The organism is Glycomyces buryatensis, from assembly GCF_004912275.1.
Classification (GTDB): domain Bacteria; phylum Actinomycetota; class Actinomycetes; order Mycobacteriales; family Micromonosporaceae; genus Glycomyces; species Glycomyces buryatensis.
The window spans coordinates 117,802-130,692 of record NZ_STGY01000021.1 but is presented as its reverse complement, the minus strand read 5'-3'; the positions used below and the strand labels follow the sequence as shown (position 1 = coordinate 130,692).

Annotated in this window: 8 protein-coding genes; 1 reads left to right on the top strand and 7 read right to left on the bottom strand. The window is 69.1% G+C overall.

All coding sequences use genetic code 11. From position 1 onward, the window contains the following. Positions 1-41: 41 nt before the first annotated feature. The 3 genes from FAB82_RS05545 to FAB82_RS28325 all read right to left on the bottom strand — a co-directional run bounded on the left by FAB82_RS05545 (position 42) and on the right by FAB82_RS28325 (position 3,162). Positions 42-941: an ABC transporter permease gene (locus tag FAB82_RS05545; protein ID WP_211116392.1), complete on the bottom strand. Its 900-nt coding sequence runs from the start codon at positions 939-941 to the stop codon at positions 42-44. Next, complete coding sequence (locus FAB82_RS05540) at positions 938-1,990, bottom strand: quaternary amine ABC transporter ATP-binding protein (protein WP_136533544.1); 1,053 nt, start codon at positions 1,988-1,990, stop codon at positions 938-940. The genes FAB82_RS05545 and FAB82_RS05540 overlap by 4 nt, the downstream gene beginning before the upstream one ends. A gap of 269 nt (positions 1,991-2,259) precedes the next feature. Continuing rightward, complete coding sequence (locus FAB82_RS28325; protein WP_136533543.1) at positions 2,260-3,162, bottom strand: hypothetical protein; 903 nt, start codon at positions 3,160-3,162, stop codon at positions 2,260-2,262. Between the two features lie 162 nt (positions 3,163-3,324). Here FAB82_RS28325 and dxs point away from each other — a divergent pair, with 162 nt between their 5' ends. Next, positions 3,325-5,232 (top strand): 1-deoxy-D-xylulose-5-phosphate synthase, encoded by a 1,908-nt coding sequence (dxs, locus tag FAB82_RS05530; RefSeq protein WP_136533542.1) that lies wholly within the window; start codon positions 3,325-3,327, stop codon positions 5,230-5,232. Between the two features lie 641 nt (positions 5,233-5,873). On the opposite strand, the gene FAB82_RS05525 is transcribed toward dxs, so the two are convergent. The 4 genes from FAB82_RS05525 to FAB82_RS05510 all read right to left on the bottom strand — a co-directional run bounded on the left by FAB82_RS05525 (position 5,874) and on the right by FAB82_RS05510 (position 12,655). Continuing rightward, the gene (locus tag FAB82_RS05525; protein WP_136533541.1) at positions 5,874-7,430 is read right to left on the bottom strand and encodes an HNH endonuclease signature motif containing protein; all 1,557 of its coding nucleotides are present in this window, start codon (positions 7,428-7,430) and stop codon (positions 5,874-5,876) included. A gap of 405 nt (positions 7,431-7,835) precedes the next feature. Continuing rightward, positions 7,836-10,493, bottom strand: a complete 2,658-nt coding sequence (locus FAB82_RS05520) for an SCO7613 C-terminal domain-containing membrane protein (RefSeq protein ID WP_136533540.1) — start codon at positions 10,491-10,493, stop codon at positions 7,836-7,838. Between the two features lie 136 nt (positions 10,494-10,629). Further along, positions 10,630-11,475, bottom strand: coding sequence for a hypothetical protein (locus FAB82_RS05515; protein ID WP_136533539.1), 846 nt, complete (start codon positions 11,473-11,475; stop codon positions 10,630-10,632). 337 nt (positions 11,476-11,812) lie between these two features. Next, complete coding sequence (locus FAB82_RS05510; RefSeq protein ID WP_136533538.1) at positions 11,813-12,655, bottom strand: hypothetical protein; 843 nt, start codon at positions 12,653-12,655, stop codon at positions 11,813-11,815. Between the last annotated feature and the right edge of the window lie 236 nt (positions 12,656-12,891).

The following is a 12,891-nucleotide window of genomic DNA, read 5'->3' as shown; positions in this document are numbered from 1 at the left end:
GCCGGGGGGCGCACCTATCCGTGGGGTGTCGGTGGTGTTCGTCAGGTGGCCAGCAGGGCGGCCTTGGCGACCGGGGTGCGGTCGGAAAGGCCCTGGGTGACCCGGTCGAGGAAGATCGCCAGCAGCACCACGGCGAGGCCGGCGTTGAACCCGGCGGCCATGTCGAGGCGGCCCAGCGAGGAGACGATGACGCCGCCGAGTCCGCCTCCGCCGACCAGGCCGGCGATGACGACCATGGACAGCGCCAGCATGATGACCTGGTTGATGCCGGCCATGACGGTCGGCAGTGCCAGGGGCAGCTTGATGCGGGCCAGGATCTCGCCGGGGGAGGCGCCGAAGGCCTGTCCGGCCTCGGTGACCTCGCGGTCGACCTGGCGCAGGCCCAGTTCGGTGAGCCGCACGCCGGGGGGCATGCAGAAGACGATGGTGGCGATGATGCCCGGCACGGCCCCGATGCTGAAGAACATGACGGCGGGGATGAGGTAGACGAACGCCGGCAGCGTCTGCATCAGGTCCAGGATCGGCCGCATGACGGCCGAGAACGCCCGGTTCTCGCTGGCGGCGATGCCGAGCGGGATGGCGATGACCGTGGCGATCGCGGCCGCGACCAGGACCATCGCCAGGGTCTGCATCGTCTCTTCCCAGTAGGGCATCCAGGCGACGATGAACATGCCGATGCCGATGCCCAGGCCGAGCTTCCAGCTCCTGGCGAAGTAGGCGATCGCGGCGAAGAGGAGGACCATCAGGCCCGACGGCAGCCACAGCAGGCCGTCGGCGAAGCCCTGGTAGAGCCCGGTGAGGCCCGTGGTGGTGGCGTCGAACATCGGCGCCCAGGCGACGCGCGACCAGCGCACGAACGCCTCGAGCCAGTCGCCGAAGGGCATGTCGGGCAGCGGCTTCCAGATGTAGGTCCAGAACCAGTTCCGGAGGTATTCCATCATGCGGGCTGGGTCTCCTCTTCGGTCTCGGTCCGGTCGGCATCCGTCTCGGACACGAGCGATTTGATGATGGCCCTGGGCGTGACGACGCCGAGCGGATCGGACCGGTCGTCGACGACCAGCACCGGGTGCTGCGAGGACAGCACGGACTCGTACAGCTCGTTGACGTGCGTGTCGGACTCGACGGTGTCGTAGGAGCTGGTGTCGGCGTCGCCCAGCGGCTCCATGACCGCCTCGGCGGTGAGGACCCTGGTGCGGTCGACGTCTGCGGTGAAGTCGGTGACGTAGTCGTTCGCCGGGTTCATGAGGATGTCCTCGGCGGTCCCCAGCTGCATCACCTGGCCGTCGCAGATGGCGATCCGGTCGCCGATGCGCATGGCCTCGTTGAGGTCGTGGGTGATGAAGACGATGGTCTTGCCCAGCTTGGCCTGGAGTTCGAGCAGCTGGTCCTGCATCTCCTGGCGGATGAGCGGGTCCAGGGCGCTGAAGGCCTCGTCCATGAGCAGGATGTCGGTGTCGGCGGCGAGCGCGCGGGCGAGGCCGACGCGCTGCTTCATGCCGCCGGAGAGCTGGGCGGGGAGCTTGTCCTCGGTGCCGGTGAGGCCGACGAGATCGACGGCCTCCTGGGCGCGGGCGAGGCGCTCCTCCTTGCCGAGTTTCTTGATCTCCAGGCCGAAGGCGACGTTCTCGAGCACGGTGCGGTGGGGGAGCAGCGCGAAGTGCTGGAACACCATGCTGATCCGCTCGCGACGCAGCTGGCGCAGGGCGCGAGGGGAGAGCGCCCCGAGGTCCGTGTTGTCGATCCAGATGGTCCCGGAGGTCGGCTTGATGAGGCCGTTGAGCATTCGGATGAGCGTGGACTTGCCCGATCCCGACAGGCCCATGACCACGAAGATCTCGCCGGAGGAGATCTCCCAGGTGTGGTCGATGACGGCGGCCGTCACGTGCTTGGACAGCTGGTCGCGGGGCGTCCCCGACTTCAGTTCGGCGACAGCGTGCTTGGCGCCTTTGCCGAAGATCTTGTAAAGGGAATCGACTGCTATAGCAGGCATTACGTCCTTCCAAACTGCAGGCGTCCGCTTGGCGCGCGGTAACAGGGGCAACCTGAACAACACTAGTCAGAACCTGGGGTTTTTTCATCTGAGCACAGCGTGAGAAGATCGACACGAGGGACGATAATTGATCGTTTTTGCAGGTCACTGGCCTGGAAATCGGTCTCCGCCTGTCGGCGCTCCGATTGTCTGCAATCCGACGTTGTCACGACTGTTGCACAATGGAAACAACTTCCACAGTGAACTGACGCGGAAAGTGCTCCGGGAGCTCAGAGCAGTCGGGCGGTCTTCGCACGCTCGGACAGGTCCGACAAGTCCGACTCACTCAGTCCGAGCGACGCCGCCTTCGCGTACTCCGCGGCGATATCGGTGCCCATTCGCATCGGCGAATCGGTTCCCAGCACCACGTCCACGCCCGCCTCCAAGAACCGCGGCAGCGGATGCTCCTCCAGCGAATCGACCATGCCCAGCACCACCGCCGACGTCAGGCACGCCTCCACCGTCACGCCCCGCTCCGCCAGCAGTCGGACGATCCCCGGGTCCAACGCCGCACCCACGGCATGCCCGATCCGGCCGACCTGCTCGATCTCCGCCAGCGACGCCACGTTCGTGGAGTTGAACGCCCCCGCCGGGACCGTCACGCCCAGCCCGGCCGCCCCGGCCGCCTCGGCCACGATCCGGCCCCGCGTCCAGTCCGCCTCGGCCGCATAGGGGACGTAGATGATCTCGATGCCCGCCAGTCCGGCCGCCGCCGCGTCGCCGAACGCGTCGCACAGCTCCCGCAGCATCGGATCCCACAGGTTCATGCTCAGCACCGCGCCCGCGTCGAACCCCGGATACACCTCCGCCACCCGGTCGCGCGCCGCCAGGAACCGCGCCATGAAACCGGGGTAGACCACCGACTCCTGCGGCAGCCGCAACTCCGTGTACACCGCCCCCGCCGCCGCCGAGGCCGTCAGGGCATCCTCCAGGATGCCCTCGTAGACCTCCGGCTCCACCGCGTCGAGATCGAACCGCGGCACCGCCGACATCCGCTGGAGCCGGGCCAGTCCGGGCGGATCGTCGGTCCGGGCCCGCTCGCGCCGCTGGGTCCAATCGACCGGCGCAGAACTCAACACCTGATCGAGGCGCGCGGGCCACTCGGTGTTCTGATGCAGGTCGATGAGGTCCATGTTGGGATGATCACACCAACTTCGCGGAGCGGCCGGACTTTAGCCCGGCGTGTCCCTTTCGGGGAGTGACTGCTTTCCGACAGTCACTCCCCTCATGCAACCCGTCTCAGCGACCCTCGTGCATTACCGGTCCGGCCGCCTCCCCCGATAGAATTCGACTTTATGAACTCACACGACGAACCCGGGATGGGCCCGCTGCTGTCGTCCATCGGGCGGCTGGCCGATTTCAAGTCGCTCGACGAGGCCGAGCTGCCGCGGCTGGCCGACGAGCTACGTGAGTTCCTCATCGACGCGGTCGCCAAGACCGGCGGCCACATCGGCCCCAATCTCGGCGTCGTGGAGCTGACCATGGCGGTCCACCGCGTCTTCGACTCCCCGCACGACCAGGTCGTGTTCGACACCGGCCACCAGTCGTACGTCCATAAGGTCCTCACCGGGCGCGCCCCGCAGTTCGGCGACCTGCGCAAGCGGGACGGCCTCACCGGCTACCCCAGCCGCGAGGAGTCCCCCCACGACCTGGTCGAGAACTCCCACGCCTCCACCTCGCTGTCCTATGCGGACGGACTCGCGAAGGCCAACGCGCTGGCCGGCTCCGACCGGCACGTCGTCGCCCTCGTCGGCGACGGCGCCCTGACCGGCGGCATGTGCTGGGAGGCGCTGAACAATATCGCCGCCCGCGACGACCTCAAGCTCGTCATCATCGTCAACGACAACGGCCGCTCCTACGCGCCGACCGTCGGCGGCCTCGCCAAACGCCTCTCGGGCGTGCGGCTCAACCCCGGCTACGAACCGGCGCTGGAGAAGATCAAGGACACCGTCGAGCGCATACCCGTCGTCGGCCGCGCCGCCTATTCGGCGATGCACGCGGCCAAGACCGGCATCAAGGACGCCCTCGCGCCGCAGGGCATGTTCTCCGACCTGGGCATCAAGTACGTCGGCCCCGTCGACGGCCACGACCTGACCGACCTGGCCGAGGCGCTGGAGAAGGCCAAGGGCTACGGCGGCCCCGTCATCGTCCACGCCCTCACCGAGAAGGGCCGCGGCTGGGCCCCCGCCCGCGAGGACGAGGCCGAGCAGATGCACTCCCCCTCCGCGGCCTTCGACCCGATCACCGGCGAGCCGATCGCCGCCTCCAAGCGCCGCTGGACCGGCGTCTTCGCCGATGCGCTGGTCGAGCAGGCCGAGGCCCGTCCCGACCTGGTCGCCATCACCGCCGCCATGCCCGGCCCGACCGGTGTCAACAAGTTCATGGAGCGGTTCCCCGAGCGGTTCTTCGACGTCGGCATCGCCGAGCAGCACGCCGTCACCTCCGCCGCCGGGCTGGCCATGAACGGCCTCCACCCGGTCGTCGCCGTCTACTCCACCTTCATGAATCGCGCCTTCGACCAGACCGTCCTCGACGTGGCCATGCACCGCCTGCCGGTCACCTTCGTGCTCGACCGGGCCGGGATCACCGGCCCCGACGGGCCCAGCCACTACGGCATCTGGGACACCTCGATCTTCCGGGTTGTCCCGGGCATGCGCATTGCCGCCCCGCGCGACGAGGTGACCCTGCGCGAGGAGTTCGCCGAGGCCGTCGCCGTGGACGACGGCCCCACCATGCTGCGCTTTCCGACCGGCGCGATCCCCGCCGAGAACCTGTCGCCGGTCGACTCCCGCGAGGGCCTGGACTTCCTGGTCGAGAACGACGACGCCGAGCTGCTCATCGTGGCCTGCGGCGCCCTGGCGGGCACCGCCGTCGCGGCCGCGACGCTCCTGGCCGAGCAGGGCGTCAGGTCCACTGTGGTCGACCCGAGATGGATCGCCCCGGTGCCGGACGCGCTCGTCAAACTCGCCGGGCAGTACCGCCTGATCGCGACCGTCGAGGACGGCATCCGCACCGGCGGTTTCGGTGACGCGCTCGCGCAGTCGCTGCGCGACGCGGGCGAGGACGTCCCGCTGATCGACTTCGCCGTCGCCCGCGACTGGCACCCGCACGGCACCCGGGCTCAGCTGCTCGCCGACCTCGGCCTGACCCCCGCGGCCATCGCCGAGAAGCTGCACGCCGAGGCCGCGCGCCGCCTGCGATAGAAGAAACGGCTCTTCTCTAGTTTCCGTGGGCGGCTGAGCTGGGGGTATAGAAGGGACATGCTGTCGGCTGCATAGGTTTCGGGGTGGCTGGGCCGTGCGAATCTGGTGGAAGAAGACGGTGTGTCCTTGAGTAGCGGATTCGGGCGTCTCCTCGGGTTGGAGGACACGCCGGTCCCGGTCGGCGGTTCGGTGGGCGTCAAACCGATCAGCGACAGCGGGGGTCTGCCCGGGCTGAGGGTGGCCGGCCGGCGGTCGGGGCGTGTGGGGGCCGAGCTTCAGGCGGATCGGCGATGGAGGGGTGGGTTTCCCTTCGGGTCGGCTGCTGGCCTTCGGGTTCGGTGGTGGTTGTGGTCAGGGCCGGCAGCGACAGCGGAGGTCTGCCTGGCCTGGTGCCGGTCGGCTGGCGTTCGGGGTGCGCGTGGATTGAGGTTCAGGCGGATCAGCGATGAAGAGGTGGAGGGTGGCTGCTGTTCGTTGCCGGGGTGGGGTCTTCGGTGGGCCGGTGCGGGCGGTGGGGAGTCCATTGAGGTCCGGATGCCGCCTGTGAGCATGGTGGGCATGACGAGGGGCCCGATCTCCGTTGGTTTCCCTTGGGGTTCGGGCTGCACATCCTGGTATGGGTGTGCTTTCCCCCGCCGCCATCACTGCCTGGCGGCGGGGCATGGTAACCGGTCGGCCGGTTCGGCTTCCGGAGGAGCTGGTGTGCGGAAGCGTTCTCGTGCACGGGCTTTGGCCCGTTTGAGGTCGATGCCGATGCGGTGGAGGGTGTAGGAGTCGAGGAGGTCTTTGAGTTCCCGGTCTGGGACTTGTGCGTGTTCTTCGGGGTAGAGGCCGGTGGGGAAGGCGTCGTCGGGCCCTGCGGTGAAGTCCTCATCGAGGTCCGCATCGGTGCGGTGGTCTTCGCAGCCGTACCCGCAGCCCTGGCCGCCCGAGTATTCGTGCATGTCGGCCGGGGCGGTCTCGTGGCCGTCGTGGTGGACGATCAAGGCCTGGCCGGGGCCGGTCTTCGTGACCGTCCAGCCGGGGGTGTGGATGCGGCCGTGGTGGAAGCGGCACAGCAGGATCAGGTTGTCCGCGTCCGTCTTTCCACCGTCGGCCCAGTGTGCAATGTGGTGGGCCTCGCACCATGCGATGGGCCGGTCGCAGTCGTGCCAGGCGCACCCGCCGGGCTGTTCGGCTTCGAGCTTGCGGCGCAGGGCGGTGTTGGGGAGGCGTTCGGCTCGTCCGAGGTCGACTACTTCACCGGTGGCGTAGTCGTAGACCATGGGGATGACGTTGCCCTCGCAGGCGAGGAGGCGGGCCTTGGCGAGGGAGATCGGCTGGCCTTCGAGGGTGGGGGTGCGGCCGGTGTCTTTGCCTTGCAGGGTCTCCAGGTCGCACAGGAGCGAGAGGGTCGCGGTGTGCCCGTGCCGGGTGGGGGCGTCGGTGCTGGCCCCGTAGGAGGCGAGCATCTGGTGGAGGGCTTCGGCGTTCCGGTTCGCTACCGCGGGCAGGTCCCCGTCGGCATCCGTCTCGTCCTGGCGGGGTGGGGGTACCGATGTGGTGAGCATCTTGGCGAACAGGACACCGGTGTCGGCCGACAACTGCCCGGCGAGGGTCCACATGCCGTTGGGGTTCTCGGACAGTTCGAGGTATTGCAGGGACTGCTCCCCGAGCCCTTCGAACAGTTCCGCGCTCTCGGCGAGGGACGCTTCGATCTCGGCCAGGTGCGCTTTCAAGTCCTTGAACGGTGCGTGGGCGCAGTACTGGACGACCAGGGCTTCAGGAGTCGCACAGGACACCGCAGCGTCGAAGGGGGAGGTCACGGCCTCGCGGTAGGGAGTGCGGGCGTACAGGCGCATCGCAGGGGTCTTGTCGAGTTGGCGCACCGCGTAGGCGACCGGATCGATCCTGGCCTCCCGAGACGTGGCGGCAGTGGCGAGGAGGGCGAACTTCCTTGCGCGGCGGGCGATCGCGGCCAGATCGGAGGCTACCTGCTGATGGAAGTCGAACGTCGACACCAGCCATTCCCGCACTGCGGAGAACCCGTCGAAATCCCGGTGAATGTTCGCCGCCTTCGCATCGATCACCGAAGCCAGCACCTGAGCGTGAGCGGCATTGATCAGAGCCGCCTGCGCATCGAGGAGGGCGTGGATGGCCTCGGACTTGCCCCGCCGGTCAGAACCGGCCGGTGCGGTACTGGTGTTACTGGTAGCCATCTATCTCACCTCCTCGTAGAGTCTGTATCTCGAACAGTTCGACTGTTCTGATGCTCCTGTTCTATGACTCAATGGTGCCATATGGACGGCCTGACCGCATCACTCAAACGGGTGAACACTGGCAGTGTTTTCCCTGCTCAAGTGCCTCGTACCCTGCGGTCGGGCGTGTCGCCCGGGCGCCCTTCCCCCGCTCCTCCGTCGCTGCCGCCTGAACACCGACCCGAACGGCGCGGCAGAGTCCCATGGAAACCCACCCACGGCCACGAGAGAAGAGCCGAAAAAACGGCGGACCCTGCGCGGGGCCCGCCGTTTAACCGGTGCAATGGACAGACGCCGCAGGCAGCCGGATGGTTGCATTCCTGCGGCGTCTCTTTTGGATCGTCGGTGTTCAAGGTCCTTGCGACGCTATCGCATCGATTTCACCGCTTGTCCGATTCGTGCCACGTCCTTGCGGCGCTGCTCCAGCGTCGCGCCCGCACCGATCAGGACGGCGCCGCCGATGGCGAGCGGAATCCACTTCGGGATCAGCGTCCACACCAGCGACAGTTCATTGGCCGTGATGGCCAGCAGGACGATCGCGCCGAGCACCAGGGGCGCCTGCCAGCGCCGGTGCACGCCCGCGATCACGACTGCCACACCGGCGGCGGCGACCCCGGCCCGGCGGACCGGATCGTCGTCGCCGAGGGCCAGCAGCAGGCTCGGCCCGATTCCGATGCCGATCGGCAGCGCCAGTGCCGCCCATGAACCGGTCTGGGGCCGCCGCTCCAGGCGCCACAGTCCGAGCAGGAACAGCACCGCCGCGGGCGGGACGGTGAAGAATTCGAGGGTGTCGATGTCTTGCGAGGAGAGCAGCGTCCACCAGCCGACGGTGCCGGTGCACAGCGCGGCGATCGCATACGCACCCTTCTTGACCGGCACGATGAGCGCGACGCCGGCCAGGGCGAGGGTGTAGATGCCGAACCCCAGCGGGAGCATCATGGTCATCGGCTCGCCGTTCCAGGCCGTTTCGAACCCCTCGATCACCAGCCAGAGGCCGAGCATGGATCCGGCCAGGATGTGCGAGAGCACCACGCCGAGCACCCGGTCGGGGCGGCTGCGCCGGGGTGCCCCGGCGGCGAGCACGAGCATGAACGCGGCCGCGACGACCACGGCCAGCTCGATCGTGTCCTCGGGCAGGTCGAGGTGGAGGGCGGCGCCGGCGGTGGACGCGATCCACGCTGCCAGCAGCACCCAGCCGGTGCAGCGTCCGCTGAGATTCTCCGAGAGGAGGGCGGCGGCGAGGGCGATGGCGGCGCACAGCCCGAGCCCGAGCGTCGCGAGCAGGTGGCCCTCGGGTCCGGAGTTCAGCATGCCGCCGGCGGCGAGGACGGCGGAGGTCAGTGCCAGCGCCAGGAAGTCGAACCGGAATCGGCGCGGCAGGAGCGCGGCGCCGAAGGCCAGGACGCCCAGGACGATCGGGATCTCCCAGTCGAGGGCCCCGGCATCGTCGCCCCACCAGATCAAGGGCAGTGCGGTCAGGGAGATGAGCGTCGCGGCAATGCCGACGCCGACCCCGCCGACATAGCCGGCGCGCCGCACGGCGGTCCGCAGCGGATCGGGCAGCAACAGCGACGACAGTCCGATGGCGAGAGTCGCGACGAGGTAGGCGGTCAGGTCCGGCGCGTCGAAGGTGACGATGGCGAACCCGGCCAGTGCGGTGATCCCGGCGGCGGCCGCGACCACGATCGAGTGGTCGTCGTCGGACTTGTCTTCGAGGTTCACCAGCGCCACGATGACGGCGGCGAGCAGGGCGAGCGAGGGGATGGCCAGCTCGACGGAGCCGGAGCGGATGGCCAGCACCCACGCGCACACCAGGAGCGCGCCGGTGGTGGCGGTGCCGATCAGGAGGGTCGCGAACGTGGCGCCGCCCCGCCGGACGTAGAGGATGGCCAGGAGGTTTCCGGCGGCCATGAACGCGATGGCGGCGGCGACGATCGGGATGATCGCGCCGCTGAGTCCGAAGGCCACGCGAAGTCCGGCGAGGAAGGCCTCGATGACGGCGGTGCACAGCAGCAGTCGGGCGATCCACTGGTCGCTGCGCGGGTAGTGGCTGCCGCGGCGGGAGACGACCCAGGAGGCGGCGGCCAGGACCGCGGCGGTGGCGAGCATGAGCGGGGCGGCGAAGCGGACCGGGCCGGAGGCGGCGAAGGCGGAGCCGACGGCGGCCAGCGGCAGGAGCGCCCAGGCGGGGGCGGCGGTCCTGACGCCGGCGCGGTACGCGGTGAGGGCGGCCAGCACCAGGGCCGACCAGGTGCCGACGGCCTCGGAGCTGAGCGAGCTGCCGCCCGGCAGATAGAGGTAGTAACCGGCCAGGGCCGAGCACCACAGGGCGAGCGCCGCGAGCGAGGCGAAGGTCTCGGCGGTGGCCCACAGTCGGAAGCGGATGAGGACCGCCGGAACGGCCAACAGGAGCGTGGTGAATCCGCCCAGGACCACCAGTCGCCCCGCGTCGCCCATGCTCTGCCAGGCGACGGCGGTGAAGATGATGATCGCGGCGGCGACGAGGATCCCGCCGAGGCTGAGCAGGGTCGTCTGGACGGTCTTGGCGGCGACCTCGCCGCGCTCGGGCCGGGCCTGGACCGGTGGGGGCAGTGTCGGGGGCGGAGGTGCGGCGCTCCCGAGCGGGCCGGCGATGCCCGCCGAGGGGGTCTGGGGCGGCGCGGACTGCGAAGGCGGTGCCGCGTTCGGGGTCTGCGCCGGCGCCTGGAGAGTCTGCCCGGGCGCGAACTGCGGCTGTGGTCGCGATTGTGGCGCGGGCATTGCGGGCGGAGCCGAGGCGGCGGCGTGCTTCGCGGCCTGCTCGGCCTCGGCGCGGTAGGCGACCGCGACCTTCTTGAGCTCTTCGAGGACCCGGAGTCGCTCGGTCTCGACGGCGGCTCGGCTGCTCAGGGTGGGGGGCATGACGGCGAGGGTCGCGTCGAGCTCGGAGAGCTTAGCGAGCAGGGGCACCGGCCCGCGTCCGCACGCATCGCACCGCTCGGGCGGACTCTGCGCGCCGCATCGGGGGCAGTTGTAATTGGTCATGTCGTCAGTCTGTTCGCACCTGTCAAGCGGATGAACGGGCGAAACGGACAACTGTTGTGGGGCGTCCACAACCCACGGGCCCCCGCCTGGGCATTTCCACGGAAAAGTTTGTAAGAATCCTCTAAACGGTTCGGACTCAACCGACCTGGGCGTCGATGATGTCCCAGGCGAGGTCCTCCCACTGGGCGTAGTAGTCGGGGTAGGCCGAGATCTGCACGGCCTGCGCGGCCGAGGCGATCGACATGTCCTCCCACCCGGAGACGTCTTCGAGGGTGCCGTAGAACTTGGCCGCCGACGCCCGAGGGTCCATGAGCTCGGCGACGGTGCCCCAGCCCATCGACGGGCGCTGCTGGAACAGCCCGATCGAGTCGTGGTCGGAGTACTCGATGTCCCAGTCGTAGTCGTACGACGCGGGCACGACCGGGTTGGCCGAGTTGTAGAACTTGGACTCCTGCATGGCGGTCGCCAGGGCCACCGCCCAGGCCCGCTCGCCGAGCCCGCGATCCATGCCGGCCTGGATGATCGCGGCGGCATTGCCCATCTGGGTCTCGTCCAGGCCTCCGACGGGGGCGGCGTCAGCGTTCACGGTCGGCGGGATCTCGTTCGCCTCGGACTTCGCGGCGGCCGGCGCGACGGTCCCCGCGGCCTCCTTCATCGGCATGATGCTCGGCATGGCCTCGACGTTGTCCCAGTCGTAGTCGGCGCCGATGGCCTCGGCGACGATGGTCCGCGCCACGCGCTCCTCGACCGTGGGGTCGTCGGCGTCGGAGAGGGTGGCTCCGGCGGCGCCCGCCGTGCCGGTGGCGACGACGGCGGCGGCCGAGGCGGCGGCGAGGCGGCGCAGCACCTTGGATCGGCGCCGATGGTGGCCGCGTCTGCCTGAGTCCGGTGCGTTCTCGCGGGCGCGGCGGCGCGCCTCGTATAGGGCCAACTCGCTGTCCGGGTCCGCCTGCGGCTCGTCGGGGGAAGTCTGCTCGCGCATTCGCGTAAGGCTAGAGGGGAATCGGCGCAGGTCAGACGGACAAGGAGGGCGACTCCACAAAGTCACGGCCCGGTTCTCACCCGACAGAGTGAGTGGCCGTTTCATCCGGTAGGGGCGCTATCGCTGCGGGTGGGCGCGGCGGCCGGACTCGGGAGAGATGCCCCGGCCGAACGGATGAGCGGCCCCTGACCGGCGGGCGGCGCGGAAAGCGCCGTTGGTGTCGTGTGATCGCCGTCATGTGCACGGAGTCGCAATTCGACTCCGCAATGTAAAGGGAACGGGCCCCGCACCTGAGTGCGGGGCCCGTTCCGCGGGAGGCGAGAAAGGTCTTCCGTGCTTACTTGGCCGCGTTGTAGGCGTCGATGACGTCCCAGGCGAGGCCTTCCCACTGGGCGTAGTAGTCGGGGTAGGCCGAGATCTGCACGGCCTGCGCGGCCGAGGCGATCGACATGGACTCCCAGCCCGAGACGTCCGAAAGGGTGTTGTAGAACTTGCTGGCCGACGTCGAGACGTCCATCAGCTCTTCGACGCTGCCCCAGCCCATCGACGGACGCTGCTGGAAGATGCCGACCGAGTCGTGGTCGGAGTAGCTGACCGAGGAGTCGGAGTACTCGAAGCTCTCCGGGACGGCCTCGGAGGCGGCGTTGTACATCTTCGCCTCCTGCATGGCCGTGGCGAGCGCGACGGCCCAGCCCTGGTCGTCGAAGCCGAGCTCCGCGCCGGTCTCGATAATCGTGACGGCGTTGGCCTCCTGCTCGTCGTCGAGGTCCGAGACGTCGATGTCGACGGGCCCGGGATCGGGCGCCTCGGTGGTCTCCTCCTCGGTCGTCTCCTCGGGGGCGGGCTCCGCAGGGGCCTCCTCGGTCGCTTCCTCGGTAACTTCCTCCGTCGGCGCCTCGGTGGTCGCCTCCTCCGTGGCCTCCTCGGTGGTGGCGTCTACGGCGACGGCCTCCGGCTCGCCGTAGGTCTCCTCATTCGTCGTCAGCGCCCACGCGGCGGTGGCGCCGGAGCCGACGAAGACCGCGGCGGCGAGAGCGATGACGGCGATGCGGCGACGGCCGCGGTGTTCCCCGGACAGTCGCTCGACGGCGGCGACGCGCACCCCGTTCAGGCGGGTCGCGACGGCCGATGCGGCGTTCCGGACGGTGCCGGTCGCGCCTTCAATGATCTTGCTAAGCACCGGGCAACCGTAAGAGCGAAGAACCGCAGGTGAAAGCCGTGCTCATCAAAGGATTCCAAGGAGTGGACGCGATAACATATAACTGTGGACGGCGCGCGAGGTTTCCCGGATAGCTCCGCTTCCGAGCGATGAGTCCGGTTACTCCCCAGTTCACTACAGTCGGGCTCCGGACACGGGACGAGCCCGGACTCAGCCTTTCGGACGAGTCCGGGCTCGGCGTAAAGATATCGTGACTG

What these genes read in the sequence shown, in the direction of transcription:
- FAB82_RS05545 (WP_211116392.1), bottom strand. Translation starts at nt 941, where the DNA reads ATGATGGAATACCTCCGGAACTGGTTCTGGACCTACATCTGGAAGCCG.
- FAB82_RS05540 (WP_136533544.1), bottom strand. Translation starts at nt 1,990, where the DNA reads ATGCCTGCTATAGCAGTCGATTCCCTTTACAAGATCTTCGGCAAAGGC.
- FAB82_RS28325 (WP_136533543.1), bottom strand. Translation starts at nt 3,162, where the DNA reads ATGGACCTCATCGACCTGCATCAGAACACCGAGTGGCCCGCGCGCCTC.
- dxs (WP_136533542.1), top strand. Translation starts at nt 3,325, where the DNA reads ATGAACTCACACGACGAACCCGGGATGGGCCCGCTGCTGTCGTCCATC.
- FAB82_RS05525 (WP_136533541.1), bottom strand. Translation starts at nt 7,430, where the DNA reads ATGGCTACCAGTAACACCAGTACCGCACCGGCCGGTTCTGACCGGCGG.
- FAB82_RS05520 (WP_136533540.1), bottom strand. Translation starts at nt 10,493, where the DNA reads ATGACCAATTACAACTGCCCCCGATGCGGCGCGCAGAGTCCGCCCGAG.
- FAB82_RS05515 (WP_136533539.1), bottom strand. Translation starts at nt 11,475, where the DNA reads ATGCGCGAGCAGACTTCCCCCGACGAGCCGCAGGCGGACCCGGACAGC.